Source organism: Gordonia amicalis NBRC 100051 = JCM 11271 (assembly GCF_000332995.1).
Taxonomy (GTDB): Bacteria; Actinomycetota; Actinomycetes; order Mycobacteriales; family Mycobacteriaceae; genus Gordonia; species Gordonia amicalis.
Genome location: NZ_BANS01000030.1, coordinates 52,741 through 74,268, shown reverse-complemented (window position 1 = coordinate 74,268; position 21,528 = coordinate 52,741). Strand labels below are relative to the sequence as shown.

The 21,528-nt window shown below is 67.0% G+C and carries 16 protein-coding genes and 3 pseudogenes; 11 read left to right on the top strand and 8 right to left on the bottom strand.

Translation table 11 applies throughout. The annotated features are described in order from the left end of the window. Positions 1 to 26 precede the first annotated feature (26 nt). From GOAMI_RS15250 to GOAMI_RS15225, 6 genes and pseudogenes are all read right to left on the bottom strand, one after another. Positions 27 to 1,067 carry a 2Fe-2S iron-sulfur cluster-binding protein gene (locus GOAMI_RS15250; RefSeq protein ID WP_006437438.1) on the bottom strand — a complete coding sequence of 347 codons (1,041 nt, stop codon included), beginning with the start codon at positions 1,065 to 1,067 and terminating at the stop codon, positions 27 to 29. Between the two features lie 76 nt (positions 1,068 to 1,143). Beyond that, positions 1,144 to 2,780 (bottom strand): annotated as a pseudogene (locus tag GOAMI_RS15245) (ferritin family protein). 193 nt (positions 2,781 to 2,973) lie between these two features. Continuing rightward, a pseudogene (locus GOAMI_RS15240) lies at positions 2,974 to 4,112 on the bottom strand (helix-turn-helix transcriptional regulator). Between the two features lie 32 nt (positions 4,113 to 4,144). Continuing rightward, complete coding sequence (locus GOAMI_RS15235) at positions 4,145 to 5,533, bottom strand: FAD-binding oxidoreductase (RefSeq protein WP_006437433.1); 1,389 nt, start codon at positions 5,531 to 5,533, stop codon at positions 4,145 to 4,147. Between the two features lie 146 nt (positions 5,534 to 5,679). Beyond that, positions 5,680 to 6,187, bottom strand: a pseudogene (locus tag GOAMI_RS23520) (hypothetical protein). Between the two features lie 85 nt (positions 6,188 to 6,272). Further along, the gene (locus GOAMI_RS15225; protein WP_006437431.1) at positions 6,273 to 7,481 is read right to left on the bottom strand and encodes an aminotransferase class I/II-fold pyridoxal phosphate-dependent enzyme; all 1,209 of its coding nucleotides are present in this window, start codon (positions 7,479 to 7,481) and stop codon (positions 6,273 to 6,275) included. 60 nt (positions 7,482 to 7,541) lie between these two features. Between GOAMI_RS15225 and GOAMI_RS15220 the strand changes: the two genes are divergently transcribed. Together GOAMI_RS15220 and GOAMI_RS15215 are read left to right on the top strand one after the other, a co-directional pair. Beyond that, positions 7,542 to 8,015, top strand: coding sequence for an NUDIX hydrolase (locus tag GOAMI_RS15220; protein WP_006437430.1), 474 nt, complete (start codon positions 7,542 to 7,544; stop codon positions 8,013 to 8,015). 86 nt (positions 8,016 to 8,101) lie between these two features. After that, complete coding sequence (locus tag GOAMI_RS15215; protein WP_006437429.1) at positions 8,102 to 8,296, top strand: hypothetical protein; 195 nt, start codon at positions 8,102 to 8,104, stop codon at positions 8,294 to 8,296. An 18-nt stretch (positions 8,297 to 8,314) separates the two neighbouring features. Here the strand turns inward: GOAMI_RS15215 and GOAMI_RS15210 are convergent, their stop codons facing one another. Continuing rightward, the gene (locus GOAMI_RS15210) at positions 8,315 to 8,932 is read right to left on the bottom strand and encodes a hypothetical protein (RefSeq protein ID WP_006437428.1); all 618 of its coding nucleotides are present in this window, start codon (positions 8,930 to 8,932) and stop codon (positions 8,315 to 8,317) included. 369 nt (positions 8,933 to 9,301) lie between these two features. On the opposite strand from GOAMI_RS15210, the gene GOAMI_RS15205 reads away from it, so the two are divergent. From GOAMI_RS15205 to malQ, 7 genes are all read left to right on the top strand, one after another. Further along, the gene (locus GOAMI_RS15205; protein ID WP_006437427.1) at positions 9,302 to 10,465 is read left to right on the top strand and encodes an oxygenase MpaB family protein; all 1,164 of its coding nucleotides are present in this window, start codon (positions 9,302 to 9,304) and stop codon (positions 10,463 to 10,465) included. A gap of 302 nt (positions 10,466 to 10,767) precedes the next feature. Beyond that, the gene (locus tag GOAMI_RS15200; protein ID WP_006437426.1) at positions 10,768 to 11,634 is read left to right on the top strand and encodes a ParA family protein; all 867 of its coding nucleotides are present in this window, start codon (positions 10,768 to 10,770) and stop codon (positions 11,632 to 11,634) included. Between the two features lie 121 nt (positions 11,635 to 11,755). Further along, entirely contained in the window at positions 11,756 to 12,205 is a 450-nt protein-coding gene (locus GOAMI_RS15195) for a lipoprotein LpqH (protein ID WP_006437425.1), read from the top strand. 231 nt (positions 12,206 to 12,436) lie between these two features. Beyond that, positions 12,437 to 12,712 (top strand): GlsB/YeaQ/YmgE family stress response membrane protein, encoded by a 276-nt coding sequence (locus GOAMI_RS15190; RefSeq protein ID WP_006437424.1) that lies wholly within the window; start codon positions 12,437 to 12,439, stop codon positions 12,710 to 12,712. A 127-nt stretch (positions 12,713 to 12,839) separates the two neighbouring features. Next, a complete protein-coding gene (locus GOAMI_RS15185; protein ID WP_040004887.1) occupies positions 12,840 to 13,493 on the top strand; it encodes an SDR family oxidoreductase in 654 nt (217 codons plus the stop codon). Between the two features lie 4 nt (positions 13,494 to 13,497). Further along, complete coding sequence (locus GOAMI_RS15180; RefSeq protein ID WP_006437422.1) at positions 13,498 to 14,895, top strand: FAD-binding oxidoreductase; 1,398 nt, start codon at positions 13,498 to 13,500, stop codon at positions 14,893 to 14,895. Between the two features lie 121 nt (positions 14,896 to 15,016). Then, the gene (malQ, locus tag GOAMI_RS15175; protein ID WP_040004886.1) at positions 15,017 to 17,149 is read left to right on the top strand and encodes a 4-alpha-glucanotransferase; all 2,133 of its coding nucleotides are present in this window, start codon (positions 15,017 to 15,019) and stop codon (positions 17,147 to 17,149) included. Here malQ and GOAMI_RS15170 read toward each other — a convergent pair. After that, positions 17,121 to 18,314 carry an MFS transporter gene (locus tag GOAMI_RS15170; RefSeq protein ID WP_006437420.1) on the bottom strand — a complete coding sequence of 398 codons (1,194 nt, stop codon included), beginning with the start codon at positions 18,312 to 18,314 and terminating at the stop codon, positions 17,121 to 17,123. The genes malQ and GOAMI_RS15170 overlap by 29 nt on opposite strands. 111 nt (positions 18,315 to 18,425) lie before the next feature. On the opposite strand from GOAMI_RS15170, the gene GOAMI_RS15165 reads away from it, so the two are divergent. Then, positions 18,426 to 19,616, top strand: a complete 1,191-nt coding sequence (locus tag GOAMI_RS15165; protein WP_040004892.1) for an ATP-grasp domain-containing protein — start codon at positions 18,426 to 18,428, stop codon at positions 19,614 to 19,616. Between the two features lie 225 nt (positions 19,617 to 19,841). Further along, the gene (locus GOAMI_RS15160; RefSeq protein WP_006437418.1) at positions 19,842 to 21,524 is read left to right on the top strand and encodes an HNH endonuclease signature motif containing protein; all 1,683 of its coding nucleotides are present in this window, start codon (positions 19,842 to 19,844) and stop codon (positions 21,522 to 21,524) included. Positions 21,525 to 21,528 lie beyond the last annotated feature (4 nt).

Genomic DNA, 21,528 nt, shown 5'->3' with positions numbered 1-21,528 from the left:
CTTTCGTTCCTGTCGTTCGGCGACTTCTAGTCGAAAGCCGGGCTGGTGAACTTGTCGTAGAAGGTCTGGTCCCGAGGGACCGAATGCTGGTCGGCGAGAGCGAGTGCCGCATCGACCATGGGTGGGGGGCCGCAGAAATACACCTCCGTTCGGGCGAGATCGGATTCGTGCTCGTTGACGATGTCGGTGACGTTGCCCTCGGCGACCTCGACCCCGTCGGGGGCACCGTCGGCGGACTCCGACAGGCAGGCGAGGAACCGGAAATCGGCGATCTTCTCGCCGAGCGCGGCGATCTCGTCGAGATAGAACAGATCCGCCGCGGTCCGGGCGCCGTAGTAGAAGCGCACCGGCCGGTTCAGGCCGGTCTCGCTGACATGACGCAGCAGCGAGAGCAGCGGGGCCATGCCGGCCCCGCCACCGATGCAGATGATCGGCAGCACATGGCCGTTGCGCAGGGTGCAGGACCCGTACGGGCCGTTGACCATGATCTCGTCGCCTGGCGCGAGCCCTTCCTCGAGCAGGCCGGCGAAGAGACCGCCCGGGTACTTCTTGATCAGGAACTCGAGTTTGTCCGGGGTGGCCTGGGTCGTCGCGATGGAGAACGAGCGCTTCTCGTCGGTACCGGGGACCGAGAGGTCCACGTACTGGCCGGGTTTGAACTCGAAGGTCTCCGGTTCGACCACGTCTAGGCGCAGCGACACGATGTCGGAGGTCACCGGCTCGATGGCGGCGACCCGGGTGCGGACGTCCTGGATCGGTGCGCCGCCGAGCAATTCGTCCTCGTCGAAGTTGAGGAGCTCGATCTCGCAGTCGCTGTAGGCGTAGGACCGGCACAGCAGCACATAGCCCTCGGCCTCCTCCGCCTCGTTGCAGGCGAAGGTGGAGTAGTCGTCCATCTGGACGTCGCCGTCGAGCATGTACGACTTGCAGGCCGAACACCGGCCCTCGCGGCACCCGTGCATCAGGTGGATGCCCTGCCGGAACGCGGCGTCGAGGATCGACTCGTCCTCGGTGACCTCCATCTCGATGTCGACGGGGGCGAAGTTGATGCGATGTGTGTCGGCCACGAAAACTCCTTCGGACGGTGACGACGGGAGGACGGGGAGGCGGGGGCGCCAGGGGGACGCCCCCGCCCGTGTGCCGTCAGGCCGGCACGGCCCCATTGGGATTGGCGCGATACGCCGCGATGTGCGCGTCCCGCTCGGCGTCGGACATCTCGTTGAGCAGCACGTTGGGACTGTTGAAGACGTTGCCGCGGACGTCGTCGAGCGTCCACATCTTCTTCGGGTCCAGGTTGAGGTGCGGCTGTGGGATCAGGGTCTTGCCGTCGTCGCGGACGTAACCCAGATCCGTGATGATGTCGGCGAGATCCTTGCCGTGGTGCAGGGTCTCCCATTCGCGGAAACCGGTGAGGCGACCCATGTTCGGGGTGTCCCGGCCGTCGTAGTGGTCGCGGAAGGCGACCGCGTCGGTCCAGTGGAAGGTCTCCGAGCAGTAGGTGCGCCATTGGTCGTCGACCTTGTCGACCACCATGTCCTCACGGATGAGGCAGGGCACCATGCAGGTCCAGCATCGATGCGGGTATTCTTAGTCGACGTCCTCGAAGGCGATCGGCTTGTTGCGACCCGGGTAGGCGAGGCGGTTGTAGTTCTCCCACCACTTGCCGAACTTGTTGTACCAACCGGGGTACTTCTCCTCGAACCACTCGAAGTCCTTGTCGGTCATCGCGTCGATGCGCCAGTAGTTGACCGGCCAGCCCGTCGCGAAGAACCGCGCGACCTCGTGGACGTAGTGCTTGTTGGTGATCCGGTTCCAGGCCTCCTCGACCAGGTCGTGCGGGATGGTGAGCCCGTACTTCTCCAGCGGCAGAAGGTAGCTGCGGTAGTAGTCGTCGTAGATCCACCGGCGCCACATCTCGGCGTAGCTCTCGCGGTCCTTGCGCCGGTCCTTGGTGCCGTACTCGATGAAGGTGCCGATCGCCGCGTCGACGACGCAATGGTTGTTCCACCACGCGTACCGCAGATCACGTTCCAGCAGAGGGCGATTGCGCTCGTCGGCCAGCGCCATCAGCAGGATCGAGTAGCCGTTGGAGATGTGCCGCGACTCGTCGGACTGGACCGAGTGGAAGACGGTGGGCAGCAGGTAGTCGCCGTTGGCGGCCGCTTCGTCGGGCATCGCGACGAACAAGGTGTTGGTGAAGGCGGTCTCGGCGACCACGGTGAGGTAGATGTTGGCGGCGGTGATGGCATCGCCGGTGATGAACCCCTCACCGAACTGGCGTCCGATGGTGCCGGCGTAGTTGTTCGCGAAGGCCTTCTCGGTGATGTCGAAGCCCGCCGGGTCGATGTAGTTGTTCATGTACAGCTTCTTGAGGTTCATCTGGATCGTCGAATGACGAACCTCGTCGATCATCTGCACGGCCAGGCCGTTGTGGATCTCGGGGTTGGGGACCGCGTCGATGGCCATCGGCATCGCGCGGGCCGCGGAGATCTCGGGGAACGGGATGATCGACAGGAACAGCTTCTGCCATTCCAGCCAGCGTTCCTGGACCTGGCGGAACATGTTGCCGCGGATCGCGCCATCCATGGCGCCGTACACGGGTTGTCCTTCTCCTCCTCCATCGGGAAGTACGACCGCATGATCTGCTTCAGCGGGTCCTTCTTCGGAGCTTTCTCGAAGGTGTAGTCGGTTCCGAACCGGGTTGCCGGGGTCGCGAAGGTGGGCTCCCAGGACAACTCGGTGATCTTCGCATGGGCTTTCGTCAAGCTCTGCCTGCTCAAAGTGCGCCTCCTCTTAGAGGGAGCCGACGGGTGTGCCGGCCCGCATGGACTGGAGCGACTTCGATACAACCCTGTGATGCAGGTAACAAACGTCTCACTGTGAGACGCATGACCTAGCTGCCCGGCGTCTCACGACGAAGAAAGAGGGCCCGCAGCGCGGACCCTCTTGTGTCGATGTGGCGTCGACCTGCGGTTACGGGGTGGAGGCGTAGAACCCCGACGGGGCGTGCGGCTCGTTGAGCCGCTGTGCGTACTGGTCGAAGTACACGCGTGAGATGAGTTCGCGACTGCTGCGGACGCCGGCCTTGTCGAAAATCGACTTCAGGTGGTCCTGCACCGTGTACGCCGACACGTGCAGGGTGGCGGCGATGTCCTTGGTCGCGACACTCTGCAACACCATCTGGGTCACGTCACGCTCCCGCGCGGTGAGCCCGAATGCCTCGACGACCAGCGGGATGATCTCCGGTGGCCGTGCCTCTTCGATCGTGATGACGACCTCGCCGGACCGTCCGTCGGCCGAGGACAGCGGAGAGCGTTGATGACGAGCCACATACCCGACTTGCCGCGGACCCTCAGGCGGGGCGGTACGTCGGTCTCGCCCGCGCCGTAGCGCCGTGCGGCACCGATGAGTCCGAAGATCGGGTTGCTCGGCGACGCGGTGTTCGGCCCGGCCGCCAGGTCGTCGATGCGTTCCTGGCTTCCCGCACTCATCTGCGCGATCTGATTGTCGCGGTCGATGATCAGCACCGCCGGGCCCTGTGCGATCGACGTGCGTTCCTCGGCGACGATCGCGGTGAGCAGCCCGATCCGGACCCCGTGGGCCAGCGTCTGCGACAGCGAAGCGAGGAACCCGATCTCGTCCTCGTCGAACGGACGACATCCGGCGCCGCTGCGGAACATGGCGATCCCGCCCCACACCCGGTCCCCGTCGCGCACTGCCAGACGTGCCTCGTCGTGGAAGCAGTACTCCGGAATCATCAACTGCGCCATGCGATCCGAACGATGGGGCTCGCCCCGGGTCAGCAGGTTCATGCCGATGGCGTCACGCTTGTGCGCCACCAGTTCCCGGAATGCCGAGGGCTCGACCCGGCCGTATTCGAGGAGTCCGAATTCGGGGTCCTTGTGGTCCTGTCCGAGGAGATCGCCGTACTTGCGGGCGGAGGTCAGCATGACCGTGTTCGGGTCGAAGGTTGCGACGCATGCGGCGTCGATCGGTACCGCGCGACGCAGCGAATCCACCGCCTCCGCGAAGAAGTCGTCGAGACCGAGACCCGCGTGCGCCACGACGTCGATGTCGCGGCGCACGCGTTCGGCGGTCAGGCTCGAGGTCATTGGACAATCATCGGCATGAGCTGCATCGATGTCTATCCCACAAAGCTGGGATCATCCACTCGGAGGACACCGGTCGGGTCCTGGCGGCGTCGGATCGTCTCGAGGCGCATCTGCTGCTCGGGCGTCCACATCCCCGCCCGCTCGGCGGCGCCGAGGCCGCAGAAGTTGAGCAGTGCACCGCAGGACCACGGGGCGAGAGCCGCGGTCACGGCGCTCAGGTGTGCTCCCACCTGAGCGCCGAGGGGGCCTGCGGGCACACCGATCGCGATGACGTTGAAGGCGCCGTACCGCCCGGCGACGGCGTTGGGCACGCGCTGCGGTCGCTGCAGCGCGCCGCCCATCAACCGGACCTCGACGATGGCCAGCGGGCTCGCGACCTGTGGTCCGGCCGCTTCGAGGAGGGCATCGACGGCCGACGCCGGGAATTCGCTGAGGAGGCTGCCGCGCTCGGCGCTCGGCATCGGTCCGGGTGGGTCCATGTGCACGGCGTCGAGTGCGGCGGTCGGCAGCACGTCGATGTTCTCGAGCAGGATGGGGCCGGCCGACCGCATGGGCGCGAGAAGCGCTGCCGCGGTTGCCGGGTCGCCGGTGTGGGTGTAGCGGACGTGTACGGCGAGCTGACCCTGCAGCGGGGCGGGCAGGTTGGGGTCCGGCGGGAGACGCAGGATGGCGACCGAGGTGCCGGCCTCGTCCGGGAGCGTCGGCGCCCACTCACGCCACGCGTGGAGGACGTCGGCCGCGGCCGAGCCGGCGAAGAAGATGCCGCCGCCGTAGACGGTGGGGAGCTCGAAGAGTTCGAACTCGATGGCGGTGACGATGCCGAAGCCGTCACGTCCGCCGAGGATCGCCCAGTACAGATCCGACCCGGCCGAGGGGTCGACCGTTCGGATGATCCCGTCCGCGGTCACCAGTTCGATCGACCGGACATGATCGGCGGCCCAGCCGAATCGGCGTCCGAGCGGGCTGAGGCCGCCCCCGAGGTGATAGCCGACCACGCCGACCGACGACGAGGACCCGACGATGCCGGTCAGGCCGTGCGGGGCGGTCACCGCGGCGAGGTCGCGCCAGCGGACACCGGCGCCCACGCGGGCGGTCTTGGCGACCGGGTCGACGACGATCTCGGTCATCCGCGAGGTGGTGACGACGACCGTGCCGCGCCCCTCGATCGGTGCCCCGTGTCCGGTGGCCCGCACGCCGACTCGCAGTCCGTTGGAACGCGCGTATCGCACTGCTGCGGCTACGTCTTCGGCAGTGGTCGCGCCGACGACGACCTGTGCCGCCGGGGTTGCCACGAGGTTGAAGCCGGTGAGTTCGGCGGTGTAACCCTCGTCGGCTGGTGTCAGGACGGGGCCGGCGACCGTTGTCGCGAGGGCGTCGATGTCGGCGAAGTCGATGGGTTCGGAGGTGATCGGTGTGTTCATGACACTCAGAGTCGCTGAACGCCTTTTGTTCCCGCCATCCCTCGAACGCCGGAAATCTCCTCGCCAGCATTCTGGACGAGTCGTACCCCCAGAACTCTGGGGGGGGTGCCGGGGACGTCGCGTGACGCGCTTCCCGGCCGGACCGGTCAGGTGTCGTGCCTGCGGTCCTTCTTCGTCTGGCGTCGCGCGCCGGCGGCTGTCGTCGACGCCTCGTACTTCTTGCGTCCCGGTGATTCCCGCGTCGTGTCGATCCACGGCCGACCGGCCGACGAGACCTTCCCGGCGGCGTCGGGGCCGACTTCCGGTGCGCGAGAGACTGTCCGGGCCCGGTCCAGCCTCTCCGTCCTCAGCTCACGGGCGGCTTCCCGGGAGACGGTGGCCAGGCGTGCACTGACCCGGCTCAGCGCCTTCTCGAAAGCCTCTGCCCTGGCCGCATTGTGGACGTTCGCCGCCTTGGCTGCGCCCCGTCCGCCTTTGGCCTTCCTTCTGCGCGCCGGCGCGCCGATAGAGCGTCACGTACTTGTTGCGGGCCCGCCGGATTCGGGAGTGGAGGTCGATCAGCTGGTCCTCGTCGAGTCCCGTCATCTGGGACTTCTTCGTCTTCCGCACGAGGACGTATTCGTCTTCGGACAGGGACTTCCGAATCTTCTTCATCACGAATCCGATCCACGACGAGCCATGGGTTGAGCGTCATCGTAGACGCGCAGTCCCGGCACCGGCGGCGTTTCCGCCGCTTGCGTCACGCGGATTCGGCGTCGCTGCCCGGACGCACGCCGACGAACGCCCCGAGACGATCGACGGCGAGGGCGAGATCCTCGGTCGAGGCCGCATAGGACAGCCGGACGAACCGGTCGGCGCCGGCCAGTCCGAAGTCCTTGCCCGGTGTGAGGGCGACATGTGCCTCACGCAGGGCGCGGTCGCAGAACTCTGCCGCGGTCAATCCGGTCGAACTCACGTCGACGTAGACGTAGAACGCGCCGTCGGGGACGACCGGCACGTCGAACCCGATGCGGGCGAGTCCGTCGATGACGAGATGCCGACGACGGGCGAACTCCCGCCGGTTGTCCTCGGCGACGGCCAGCGACTCCGGGGTGAAGCACGCCAGTGCGGCGTACTGGGACGGGGTGGGCGGACAGACGTAGAAGTTCTGCGCGAGCCGTTCGACGACCCCGACCAGTTCGTCGGGCACGATGCACCAGCCCAGGCGCCAGCCGGTCATGCCGAAGTACTTGGAGAAGCTGTTGACCACGATCGTCTCCGCCGTGCCCGGGGTGTCGGCGGCCAGGATGCTGCGCGGTGCGCGTCCGTCCGGACCGGGGTCGGAGAGTCCGAGGTAGATCTCGTCGACGATGGTCCAGCCGCCACGGGCGGCGACGAGATCGGTCAGCGCGACCAGCTCGTCGTAGGGCATCGAGGTGCCGGTGGGATTCGACGGGGTGGCGACGATGACGCCCCGCGTGGTGTCTGTCCACGCACGCTCGACGTCGTCGGTGGTCAGCTGGAACCGTGCCTCGGCGCTGGTCTCGATCAGGCTGACCTGTGCGCCGAAGGCGTGGGTGAACTGGCGGTTGCACGGGTACGAAGGATCCCCGATGAGTACTCCGTCGCCGGGATCGATGAGCGCCGCACACGTCATGAGCAGTGCGGCAGAGGCGCCGGAGGTGACGGCGACCCGTCGAGGATCAACATCCGCGCCGAAGTGTCGTCCGTAGAAGTCGGCGATCGCGATCCGCAGCTCGGGCAGCCCGAGTGCGCCGGTGTACGCGAGAGGTCTGCCGTCGCTGACCTCACGAGCCGCCGCGAGCACCGCCGGCGGCGGTCCGAAGTCGGGTTCGCCGATGTTGAGCTTGACCACGTGGTGGCCCTGCTCTTCCAGCTCGGCCGCGTTCCGCGCGAACTCCATTGCGTAGAACGGGGCGATCCCTTCGGCTCGTCGGGAGATCCTCATGAGTTCCATTGTGCGCACGGCCGACGCTCGCCTCGTCGTTCGGGCGGGCAGGATGTGGGGATGCCCATTCCCGACTTCATCCGAGACCTGCGCGCCCACGTCGGTCATCGCGAACTCTGGTTGTCCGGTGTCAGCGTCGTGGTCCGCGACCCCGACGGCCGGGTGCTGCTCACCCGACGCGTCGACAACGGACAGTGGGCGGTGGTGTCCGGGGTGCTCGAGCCAGGGGAGGAACCGGCTCGTGCGGCGTTGCGAGAGGTCGCCGAGGAGACCGCGGTGACCGCCGAGATCATCCGGCTGACCAGCATCGACGTCACGCCTCTGATCACCTATCCGAACGGCGATCAGACGCGATACCTCGACGTCTGCTTCCTGGCGCGGCACCTCGACGGTGAACCGCGGGCCGCCGATGACGAGAACTCCGACGTCGCCTGGTTCGCGCCCGACGCGCTGCCCGGCGATCTCACCGACACCTCGCGTCTGCGGATCTCCAAGGCGTTGAGCGGCAATCCCGAGGCCTGGTTCCAGCGCTAGGGACGAGCTCAGGGAAGTCCCTGATCTTCGCCCCATATGGTGGCTGACCTGTCGATTTTCCCGTTCCGTCGGCGGAGACTCGAGGCATGAGCACATCAACGGATTCAGGAACCACGTTCTGGAAGGTCCTCGGGATCATCGCGGTCGTCCTCATCGCGCTGGCGGTGATCGGCCCACTCCTCAAGGGGCTTTTCTGGATCGCCCTCATCGCACTGGCCCTCTACGGCGGCTACATGCTGTTCCGCTCGAAGTCGAAGGGCAATCATCCGACGCCCCTGTGACGTTTGTCCGGTGACGCGTCAGAAGGTCGGGACCGGGTAGCAGGCCCACGGGACGCAGATCTGCTCGGGAACCTGGATCTGCGGGAATCCCGGGACGGAGGGGCGTGCGGGCTTCTCCGGTGCCGGCGCGGCGCTCCCGGCACCGGTGACCGTGACCCGGATCGGTGCGCCCGCCGTCGGGGTCATGTCCGTCAGCGGCGGGTTGGTGCCCCAGAACTCTTCGCGGGCGGAACCCGGAGGCAGGGTGATGGTGGCGCAACCCCAGTAGATGTCGTAGGTCCCGTTCGGGATCGTGGTGGACCCGGTGGGCTTCGGCGGCGTGCCCGTGGCGACCTGCATCGTCACATTCTTCGACGTGCCGGGCGAGATGAGGGCGCCGAGTTCTTCGGGGGTCTGATAGCCGAAAGCCACACCCGACGCGGCGGGAGGGGTATTCGCCGCCACGCCGAAGATCTCGCAGCCGATGCGCTTGTTCGCTTTGTTGACGACGTTCAGCGTGATCGTGTTTCCCGACACCGACGGTGACACGGTGACATCTGCCGGAGCTGCCGACGCGGCCGGTGCCAGTGCCGTGGCGAATGCTGCGGCCGCGATGAAAGCCGTTCCAGCGGTGAGCGTTCGGAGGCGAGTGGTCATGATCGTCCTCCCTCGCGGAAGTCGGGCGGCCGCGGTCGGTGAATGTGTGGGTACTCCGCAAACGAAGGAAACGGAAATCGGGACGAGTTTCCTCGCGGTTCACGAAATATGCCGATGATGTCCGCACGGTCTCGGCGTGAATGTTCGGCGAACGTCATTCTTGCAGATTTCTCGACGGTCGGCAGAATCGGGGCCGATATGAATTCCCCGGCCTCTCGGGTAATCGCCACTTTCACTGTTCCGTTCGACGGCGGAGGACGACCACCGACGTCGAGTCGACGGTTCGCCGTCACGAAGCCCATCCGGCACGCTAAGTTAGGTAACTAAGATCACTTAGTGGTTGAACCTCGGACTGTATGGAGAGCTACGTTGACCGTTCTCGACCAGGAACTCGATCCCCTCGCCCCGTTGCCGGCGCCGGACGCCCCGATTGATCCTGTGCTGGGACGTCCGCTGCGGCCGGCGCCGACTGCACGGCCGAGGTTCAATCCGGGTTGGACGCCGGCTCGTCGTCGGCTCCTCGACGGCTGGGTCGACGTGCAGGACCGCCTCCCCGAGACCGACGGCATCGTGGCCCGCGCGAAGGATCATCTCTGGGTCGGCGACCCGGAGATGGATGCGGTCGTGCAGATGTTCCGCAGACTGCCTCCGCGAACCGGTCGCGATATGTTCGAACGCGCCCTCAGCAACGGCCTCGAGACCATCGAGAACCCGCCCGAAGAGCTCGTCGCCCTTTTCGAGCACATCGACAATCCGCCGGCCTGGATCACCAAGGAGCGGGTCGACCGCGGCGCGATCGTCGCCAACAGCGTGAGTCCGGCGGGCAAGGCGTCGCTGATCTTCCTCAACACCCTCGCCACCGTGCAGGGCGGTTCGGTCGGTGACGCCGTCGGCACCATGGGTCGCATGCAGCGCGACATGATCGACCGGTCGCTGGAGTCGGTCGAATTCTGGCTGCACCTGCCGGCTCCGGGCGCACTCGACCGCTTCGGTACCGCATTCAAGAACGCCGTCCGGGTGTGTCTGATGCATGCGCAGGCGCGCGTCATGTTGCGCAAGAAGTGGGGCGAGGAATGGGTCGCCGAGCACGGCGTGCCGATCTCCAACGCCGAGATGTCCGGCGGCATCACGTCGTTCGGAGTCGCGAACCTCATGTACGACATCAACTACGGACGTCGCTACGACCATCGCGATCTCGAAGACCTCAACATCTTCTGGTCCTACATCGGCCACATCATGGGTATCCGTGAGGCGATGATCCCGCGCAACTTCAGCGAAGCCGTGGAACTGCTCGACTGCGGCTATGCGGTGATGGAGCCGCCGTCGGAGTTCTCCGAGGCGCTCGACGACGTCTCCGAGATGATGCTCACGACCCTGCTGGACAAGGTGACGGTCCCGCTGGTCGACGCGCAGGTGAAGTCGGCGCTCCAGCAGACCCTGTACGGCCTGTACTTCTTCATCGGTGGCACCTTCCTCGGGCGGCGCATCACCGGTACTCCGGAGCCGAGCCGGATCGGGCGGATCGCGCCGTAACTCATCACCGCGCAGGCAAGACTCGCCAATCTGGACCGACGTATTCCCGGCTACTGGAAGCGGGCCGACAAGCGTCGCGCCAACGGAGACACCTACTGGGCTCTCATGCACGACGCCTTCACCAAGCTGGCCGCCGAGCAGGACGGCGGGCGCGGTCCGACCTTCGCCGGCCACGACAAGCGCGTCGAGGCGCTGGGCAAGGCGGGCTGAGCAGGTCGGACTTCCGCCGGCCGACTGCGCGCCGAGAGCCACCCGGTTAGTCTGTCTCGCGACGGGCACCACCGAACAGACCGGGGACTCCCATGCCGACGGTGATCGCGACCATCAGTCTCAAGGGTGGGGTCGGGAAGACCACGCTCACGGCCGGTCTCGCCGATTTTCTCGCCGGTGTGTTCGGCAAGAAGGTGCTCCTCGTCGATCTCGACGCCCAGACCAACCTCACGACGATGACGATCGGGGAGAAGACCTGGGAGGCGTGCAACGCGCGCGGCCACACCGTAGCCACCCTTTTCGCCGACGTCCTCGACGGCACCCGTCGCTTCGATCTCGAACGCACCGTGCAACGCGATGTCTCGTCGATCGACGGGCTCGCGGGAATCGACCTCGTACCCTCGTCGCTCGATCTGATCGACCTACAGGAGGAGATGAGCGCGCGCCGCGTCGCCGTCGACGATCATCTCGCCGCGGTCGGGGTGCTGCGGGGTGCGTTGGCGCCGGCCATGTCCCGCTACGACTACGTGCTCATCGACTGCCCGCCGAACGTCGGCCCGTTCAGTCTCAACGGATTGTTCATGGCCAGTGGATATCTCATCCCGACGATCCCGGATGTGTTGTCCACCTACGCGATTCCGCGCATCCAGCGGCAGGTCGCCGATTTCGGCGCCGAGATCGGCCGAACCATCGTCGAACTGGGTGTCGTCATCACGAAGTACCGGTCGTCGTCGTCCCTGCACCGGGACACCGTCCACCGGCTCCGGCGCGATGCGACCATCCAGAACATCCTGCCGGCATACCTCCACGAGGCCAACGCGATCGGCGCGGCCGCCGAGTACACGCGGTGGCCGAGTCTGCATGCCAAATACGGGTATCACGGACACTACGAGCAGTTTCGCGACCTGACGCGCTCGGTCATGGTCGAGGCCGACGCGAAGTTGCAGCCGACCGCCTGAGTCCCGCAGCCGACTCCCGGGGTCCGCCATTCGGACGATTCTGTGCCAAACCTGCAGTTCAACGGCTAAATTTCTTCTCAGTCCGCCGCCCGGCGGCATTCACGACTGCCCAGGAGTTCCCATGATGAACAAGGTGCACATCGCTTCAGTCCTCGGCGCGGCGGCACTGGCGGTGGCCGTCACCGCGTGCGGCTCGGACGACTCGGGTTCCGACGGTACCGACGCGGAGGCCTCGGTGACCGTCGACGGCAAAGAGGTGGAATTGGCGGACAAGAGCGTGGGCTGCACCACCGCCGGCGACAAGGTCACCATCGGGATCGGTTCCGGATCGGGAACCTCCGGTGTGGGCGTCGTGCTGTCGTCGGGTGATTCGCCCGAGGTGGAATCGGTCGGGCTCGGTTCGGTGGACGGCGTAACGCTGGGCTTCCAGAAGGGATTGGGCGACGGCAACGCCGAGGTCTCCAAGGACGGCGACACCTACACGATCACCGGCGACGCGACCGGAATCGACCTCGCCAACCCGACCCAGAGGGTGACCAAGTCGTACGAGATCAAGGTGACCTGTCCCTGACTTCGGGCACTCCGCCGACTCCCGGAAACGGCTGACTTCGGACCGGGCCGCGCCTGGGCGGCTCGGAGGTGTCGGCATGAGGCATCCGAGGGTCTCGATGCGCATACAGATCGAAAGCTCAGGTGTGAAGGGTGCGCGATCTGGGTACATTCATTCTCGTAGCAAATCGCACGATCTGGACGATTCGGACGATTTACACACGCAGGATCAACGACGACCTAGGAGGCAGACATGCTGGGAATTGGCGTCATTGCGTGGATCATCATCGGTGGCCTGGCCGGCTGGATCGCCAGCAAGATCATGAAGACCGATGCGCAGCAGGGGATCATCCTCAACATCGTCGTCGGTGTGATCGGTGGTCTGCTCGGCGGTTGGTTGCTGACACTGTTCGGCGTGGACGTCGAAGGCGCCGGATGGATCTTCAGCTTCATCACGTGCCTGGTCGGTGCGTGCATCCTGCTGTTCCTGGTCAAGCTCGTGACCGGGCGCGGCCGGACCCGCGTCTGACGGCAGCACCCACCGAACCCCGCCCCGGTTCCCGACGCACCACGCGTTCGGGCCGGGGCGGCGCCGTTCGCGGGTGAGTACGTTGGGAGAAGTACGTGTGTTCCTCGACTGCGAAAGTGAGCAACCAGTGACCCGAGTGGCCATCATCGGTGGACACGGCAAGATCGCGCTGCGCCTGGCGAAGATCCTGGCCGACCGAGGCGATCAGGTGACCTCGATCATCCGCAATCCCGAACATGCCCAAGAGGTCGCGGAGACCGGTGCGGTGCCCGTGGTCGCCGACGTGGAGACCCTCGACACGACCGGGATCGCCACGGCGATCTCCGAACACGATGCCGTGGTGTGGTCGGCAGGTGCGGGCGGAGGCGACCCGGCACGGACCTACGCCGTCGACCGTGACGCCGCGATCCGTTCGATGGACGCCGCGGCGAAGGTCGGGATCAACCGGTACGTGATGGTCTCCTATTTCGGTGCGCGCCCGGATCATGGTGTTCCCGAGGACAATTCGTTTCACGCATACGCCGAGGCCAAGGCGGCTGCCGACACCTACCTCAAGTCGGGCGATCTCGACTGGACGATCCTGGGACCCAGCCGGCTCACCGACGAGCCGGGGACGGGGAGGATCGCCGTCGGCGGGACCCGCGGCGGTGGTGACGAGGTCAGCCGCGACAACGTCGCCGCGGTTGCCGCAGCCGTTCTCGCGCGGCCCGAGACCGTACACAAGGTGATCGAGTTCAACGACGGACCCACGCCGGTCGCCGACGCGGTGGCACAGGTCTGACACGATGCCCGCGCGTGCGCATGCTCTGGTGACGCAGCTGCGCGACGTGGTCGGGGAGGGCCACGTCCTCACCGACCCCGAAGCGGTCGAGGGCTTTCTCGTCGACTGGACGGGCCGGTACCGGGGCGAGGCCGATGCGGTCGTGCGGCCGCGCACCACCGAGGAGGTCTCCCGGGTCGTCGGTGAATGCGTGTCCGTCGGTGCCCGGATCTGCGTGCAGGGTGGGAACACCGGGCTGGTGGGCGGGTCGGTCCCGCCGGCCCGGGACGACACGGGACGACCAGTGATCGTGCTGTCGACGGTCCGGATGACCGACATCGACGAGGTCGACGCGGTCGGACGCTGCGTGGGCGCCCAGGCGGGGGCGACGATCGACGCGATCGACGGCCGGGCCGCCGAGTCCGGTCTCGCCTTCCCCGTCGACCTCGCCTCCAGGGAGTCGGCCACCGCCGGCGGGGTGGTGTCGACCAATGCCGGTGGCATCCGCATGATCCGTCGCGGTAACACGCGTTCCCAGGTGCTCGGGATCGAGGCGGTCCTCGCCGACGGTCGCGTCCTGCGCCGGTGGACGTCGCTGGTCAAAGACAATGTCGGATACGACCTCCCGGCACTCCTGGCCGGCAGTGAGGGCACTCTGGCGGTCATCACGCGCGTGCTGTTCAAACTCGTCGTGCCGCCGTCGGCGGCGACGGTCGCGGTGGCCGCCGTCGAGCACGTCGAGAACGCGATCGGGCTGATCGGGGCGGCATCGTCACGCGGCCTCACCGTCGAGGCAGCCGAACTCATGACCGAGGCCGGCATCGAACTCGTCCACGAGCACGGACAGCGTCGTCCGACCGCGACACCCGGCCCCTTCTACGTTCTGCTCGAGGTGTCCGGGGTCGGCGACATCGAGTCGACCATGGCCGAATTGTTCGGCGAGACCGACGGACTCATCGACGCCGTGCTCGAACCCGCGCCCGCCCGTGCGCTCTGGGGCGCGCGCGAGAGTCACACCGAGACGATCGCACGGTCGAGTACGACGCCGGTGGTCAAACTCGACATCTCGGTACCGATCAGGGCCCTGCCGGAGGCCTTCGCCGAACTGGCCGAGGTCGGCGAGATGAGCGAATTCCCCTGCCGGCCGATACTTTTCGGTCACATCGGCGACGGCAACATCCACGTGAACCTGCTCGACGTCCCCGAGGAACACACCGGGACGGTCACCGACCGGGTGTTCGGGATCGTCGCGGCCAACGGCGGGTCCATCAGCGCCGAACACGGCATCGGCCGCGCCAAGACCGCCTGGACGCACCTCGGCCGGTCCGACGTGGACCTCGACACGATGCGGAGGGTCAAGGCGTCCTTCGATCCGCAAGGGCTGTTGAATCCGGGCGTCATCTTCGGTGCTCCTGCTCCCTGAGCGGCCCGGAGCATGCGGAGGCGTCGACCGTTCCCTGAGTAGCCCGGAGCATGCGGAGGGCGTATCGAAGGGACATTCAGCAGACCGGTCTGAATCCTGAGACGATGGCGAGGTGGCTGACGTGAACCCCGACAGGTTGACCGAGCTGGCGCATCGTCACGGTGTGGCCACCGAGTATGTGGGCTGGGACGAGGAGACCCACGACGTGAGCGCGGAGACGCTCGTCGCCGTCCTGGGCGCCCTCGATGTCGCCGCGGACTCAGCCGAGGCGGTCGAGGAGTCGATCCGCGAGGTCGACGAGCGGCCGTGGCGCGAGTCCGTGCCTGCGGTCACCGTGGTGACCGAAGGCACCGGCCACACCTTCTGCGTCCATGTCCCGCACGGGAATCTGGTGAAGGTGTGGATCGCGACCGAGGACGGCCGCGACGTCGCACCCGAACAACTCGACGTATGGGTGGAGCCGCGCGAGATCGACGGCGCGCTTGTCGGGCGGGCCACCTTCGCGATCCCGGACGACCTCGAACCCGGATACCACCAGATCAAGGCCCTGGACCTCGACGACTCGACGGCGTCGAGTGCACCGCTGATCGTCACCCCGCGCCGGCTGCACACCGCTGACCGGCTGCTCGGGCGGCAGCGGTGGGGTCTGGCCGTGCAGTTGTACTCGATTCGTTCGGCGGATTCGTGGGGCGTCGGCGACTTCGCCGATCTGACGGGCATCTGCGAGGTCGCGGGCAGCGCGTACGGCGCCGACTTCGTCCAGGTCAACCCGTTGCACGCGGCGCAACCGCACCCCCCGATCGAGGCCTCGCCGTACCTGCCGGTGACCCGCCGCTTCCTCAACCCACTCTACATCCGGGTCACCGACATCCCCGAACTCGACGGATTGTCGAAGGCGCAGCGCAAGTGGGTGCGCAAGCTTGCCCGTGGGTTCATGGGCGAGAACACCGCCACCGACAGGATCCGGCGCAACAAGGCCTACCGGGCCAAGCTGGAGGCGCTCGAACTGATCTACGACGTGCCACTGAGCCCGGGGCGGAAAGCCGCCCTGCGCGAGTTCCGCCGGCGGGAGGGCAAGGGCCTCAAACGTTTCGCCACGTGGTGCGCGCTGGCCGAACGCTACGACGCCGACGACCCGCGCTGGCAGGACAAGTTCCTCGATCCCGTCCACCTGAAGAAGAAGCGCCGGAAACTGGCGCGGCGCATCGACTTCCACATCTGGTTGCAGTGGATCTGCGACGAGCAACTCGCCACCGCGGCGCATGCGGCGAAGTCCGCCGGGATGTCGGTCGGCGTGATGACCGACCTCGCCGTGGGCGTGGGCCGGCACAGCGCCGACGCCTGGGCGCTCGGCCACGTGCTCGCGTCGGGGGCGACGGTGGGCGCGCCGCCGGACGGGTTCAACCAGCAGGGACAGGGCTGGGATCAGCCGCCCTGGCATCCGCGGCGTCTCGCCGAGGCCGGATACGAGCCCTACCGCGACATGATCCGCACCGTGCTACGGCATGCCGGCGGCGTCCGCGTCGACCACATCCTGGGTCTGTTCCGGCTGTGGTGGATTCCCGACGGCATGACTCCGGCCGGCGGCACCTACGTGCACTACGACAGCGAAGCCCTCATCGGCATCCTCGCGCTCGAGGCGCAGCGGGCCGACGCGGTGGTCGTCGGCGAAGACCTCGGCGTCTTCGAGCCGACGGTGCAGGAAACGTTGCGCGAGCGCGGAATCCTGGGCACGTCCATCCTGTGGTTCGAGCAGGACCGCGCAGCCGCGATCGCGCCGGAGCGCTACCGCGAGCTGTGCCTGACGTCGGTGACGACCCACGATCTGCCGCCGACGTCGGGCTATCTGGCCGGCGACCACATCGCGCTTCGAGCCCGGTTGGGCCTCCTCGAGACGGGCGAAGAGGCCGAACGGGAGCGCAACGAACGCGAACGCGACGCCGTCCTCGAACTCGCCTACGAGCGCGGGTTGCTGTCCCGGGACACCCCGCTGTCGGACCCGAAGGTGGTCGATGCCCTGTACGCCGTCATCGCCCATTCGCCGTCGGTGTTGCTGAGCGTCGCCCTGGTGGATGCGGTGGGGGAGCGACGGATTCAGAACCAGCCCGGTACCAGCGCCGAGCAGTACCCGAACTGGTGCATCCCGCTGGCCAACGCCGACGGCGAGGTGGTGCTGGTCGAGGACCTCGTCAGCAGCGTGCGGTTCCGTCGCCTGGTGAACGTGCTCAACGAGTGCGGTGTGCCGGGCTCCTGACCACAAAGATCGTCAGTATCAGCGCCACCAGCGCGAGCACGGCGACACCGATGTTGAAGGCGATACCGGCCGGGCGCAGACCCCACTGTTGCGCGGCCACGCCCTGTCCCACGATGGGCAGCGAGATCGCGACGTAGGCGACCACGAAATAGGTCGAGGTGACCTCGGCGCGCCGATCCGCCGGGCTCGCCGCCACCACCGACGCCAGTCCCTTGCTGAAGGACATGCCCTGCCCCACACCGCACACCACGGCGCCACCGAGCAGGGCGGCGGTCGACGCGGCGATCAGACCGACGATCGACAGGCAGGTACCGGCGATGAGGATCGCGCAGCCGGCGATCAGTGCCGGATCGGTGGGCATGCGCCGCACCACGATCTGCGTGACGGCCGACGAGGCGAACAGCACGAAGACGATGAATCCGGTGAAGGCGCGGTCGTCGATGCCGAGGATGTTCACGACGAACGAGGGAATGACGCCGGTGAACGTCCCCATCACGGCGAAACCGGCGAAGGCGGCGATCGACGCGCGCACGAACACCCCGCGCATGTCGGCCGGCACGGACAGTCGCTGAACACCAAGACGCGCACCGGGTTTGACGTCGACCGTCTCCTGCAGTCGCCAGATTCCGACGCAGGCGAGCGTCAGCAGGACGAGATCGACGAGGAACGGGGTGCGCAGCGGAGACGGTGCGTATTCGGCGAGCAGGCCGGCCACCAGCGGTCCCAGTCCGAGACCGCCGATGTTGGCCGCGGTCGCCACCGCCGGCGCACGACCCCGCCACGACGGTGGGGCCAGTTCGATGACCGCGGTCGTCGCGGCCCCGGCGTAGATGCCCGCCGACAGCCCGGACAACACCCGCCCCACCAGCAGCTGCCAGACCGGTCCCGCATTGAGGAAGACGACGGCGCTCGCGGCGGACAACAGCGCACCGGCGAGGAGCAGCTTGCGTCGGCCGACGACATCGGACCAGCGGCCGAATCCGATCAGTGCGGCGATCACGCCGGCCGCATAGACCCCGAAGACGACCGTCGTCGTCGCGACGCCGAATCCGAGCTTCTCGCTGTAGATCGAATACAGCGGCGTCGGCAGCGTGGTCCCGAGCATGACAACGGCGAATGCGTACACCGCCGAGATGAACGACGGGGTGCTCGAACGATCAGACATGAGACTGCCAAACTACCGCCGGACCGGTTCCGGGCGTTCACCGGGAACAAATCCTCGACGTCTCGGCGCATCGCCGGACCGGGCGCCGTCGCGTCGCTTATGGTCCGTGGCATGCAGGCTTCTGAACCTCGTGTCCTGGTGACCACGTCACGGATGCCGTTCGCCGTCGACGAGATCCACAAACTCGGCGAGACCGGCCGCGATGTGACCGCCGCGGACACCTTCGCGGCGGCGCCGGGCAGCCATTCGCGCGGCGCGCGGAGGCATCTGGTGTTCCCCGCGCCCACCCAGCAGACCGCGGCCTTCATCGACGCGGTGATCGACGCGATCGGCGACCACGACATCAACTGGCTGCTCCCGATGTTCGAGGAGGTCTTCTACCTCGCCAGGCATCGTGACCGCATCACGGCGGCGCATCCGGCCACCGAACTGTTCTTCCCCGACTTCGAGACCCTGGCCCGCGTTCACGACAAGGTCGAATTCACCGCACTGTGCCGCGAACTCGGGCTTCCGGCCGCGGAGTCGGTGACCACGACGAACCGCGACGAACTGCGCGAGGCCACGCAGCGCTGGCCGCACTGGTTCGCCCGGGCCGCCTACGGCCGTGGCGGACTCGACGTCCTCACCAACACCGGTCCGCTGGCCGGGGAGTCCTCGATCGATGACATCACCCCGACACGCGACGATCCTTGGCTCGTCCAGGAATACCTCACCGGTGTCGACCGGTGCAGTTGGAGCGTCGCGCATCACGGTGAGATCGTGCTGCACTCCTGCTACAAGCATCCCCTCGCCATCGACGACCGCGGCGGTATCGTCTTCGCGTCGGTCGACTCTCCGGAGTCGCTCGCCGCCGCACAGAGCGTCGCGCGAGAATTGAACTGGCACGGGCAGATCAGTTTCGACTACCTCGTCACCGAAGACGGCGTCCACCACATGGTCGAATGCAATCCGCGGCCGACCGCCGGATGCACCGTCGCCACCGCCGAGGAGTTCGACACCGCGTTGTTCGACCCGGGTGAACTGGTCGTCGTCCCCGCGGGGCGCAAGAAGATGATCAAAGCGGCTGTACTGCGTGATGCGCTCAGGCATCCATCGCATCTGCGCAGGGACCTGGCCGCGGCCAAAGGTGCAGGCGGTGTCTACGACCAGCCGCACGACCACCTGCCGCTGCTCTACTCGGCCCTGTCCCTGCAACACATCCTGGTCTATCGCAGGGAGCTCGGACTCGACCGCGACACGAGCGAGGAACTGATGGCGACGCAGTTCTTCGACGTGCTGTGGGACGGGACCGCTATCGCATGACGGCGATGAGCGCCATGCGATGTCATTCGGGTGGCGCGACTTCGACCGGGTTCGCGGAGACGGATCGATGTCGCGTGCGACTTCAATTCGGCGAATTCGGTTGTTTCACAACAGCGGACGGCATTCCCCTGTGAATGAAGATCTGAATCTGTCGGTGGTCGGCTCTACCTTGGTTGGTAACAGATTCGGCCAACCGGGTCGGGCTGTAGACGTTGTGGGGGCAGCGTGTCGGGTGCGTCGGCCGATCTACCGGGCGGGTCTTTCGCCGGGGTCGATCCTGCCAACCCCTTCGAAGCCGACATGTACTCGTTGATGGATTCTCTGGCCGAGGTGCAGCGGCGGGAGTCCTACAACGCCTGGTCGCAGTATCAGTTGGTCACTGCCATCGCCGAGCGGTGTATCGCGGTGCGCGGCACGCTTGCCGGCGGGGTCGTGGTCAGCGGCGAAGCCGACTGCGTCATCCGGGTGGCCCGGCAGCTGTCGCTCACCCGTCGGCAGGCCGAGATCCTGATCGACGAGGCCATCGGCCTGCAGGAGTCGCTTCCCGAAGTCCTCGACACCCTTCGTGATGGCATCACGACACGCTGGCAGGTGCAGGTGATCCTGTCGCGCACCGCACTCGTCGCCGCGGACTCGTCGATCACCCCGGTCCTCGACGCCGAGATCGCCGCGACGTTGCGGTCGAAGAAGGGGTCGTGGACGCGGGCGCGACTGCGCGACATGGTCGACCGCCTCGTCTTCCGCCATGACCCCGACCTGGTGCGCGAACGACGCAAAGAAGCCCTCGACAATCGTGGCGTGTGGACCCACGCGCTGGACGACGGCACCGCCGAAATCACCGGCGTGATGGCCGCTGAGAATGTGCGTATCGCGGACAAAGCAGTGCGCGTGCTGGCTGATTCGGTGTGCAAGCACGACGGACGGACGGCAGGACAACGCAACTCCGATGCGATGTTCGCCTTGTTGACCGGCACACCGTTCGAATGCTCCTGCGATCGCGACGACTGCACAGCCGAGGTCCCCGAACCCGGGACTGTCGTCGCGGCGGTGCGCAGCGAGGTGGTCATCTATGCGGTGACCGATCCGGCGACGCTGGACGGCGCGCCTGGTATCGGGTGGGTCGATTGTCATGGTGTCATCTCCGACGAGCAGGTCCGCGACCTCGCCGCCAGGCCCGATGCGGTGATCAAACCGGTCACCCCGGTCCGCACACCGCCCATACGTGTTGCCGCCGAGTCGGACTCGTCGACGGGTGGCGAAAAGGGTGACGCGCAGTCACGTCAGGCCAAGCGTCCGCAACCTGCAACCACTGCGACCGACGAGCCGAACGAATCGAACTCGCCCGATACAGAAACGTCGGGTGCAGTCGTCGTCTACCCGGGTTCCCAACCGTCCGATCCCTACCGGCCGACCACCGCCTGCGCCGACTTCGTGCGCATCCGGGATGGCTACTGCACCGAACCCGGCTGCCAACACTCAGCCTTCGACTGCGACCTCGACCATGTCACCGAATACGACCGACAGAGCCCGACTCGCGGTGGTGCGACGTCGAGTGAGAACCTCAACGCCAAATGCCGGTTCGGGCATCTGCACAAGACCTTCGGCGACTGGATCGACGTCCAGTACCGCGACGAGGCGGGCCGGCTGGTCACCGAGTACATCAGCCCGGAGGGCTACCGCATCCGCGGGGACGCCGAAACCCTCGAAGATCTCTTCCCCAACCTGCGGCGTATCCGGTTCGAACAAGCCGCCCAAGCCCCACCGACACCCCGGATCATCACCAGCGTCGACGCCCCGCCGCCGACCGATCGAACCGCCGCGAAACACGCCCGGCGGCGAGCCGAGCGTGCCCGTAACCAGCGCGAGCGGGAACGTCGTCAGCAGGCGGACGGTCCGGCGCCTTTCTGAGGCG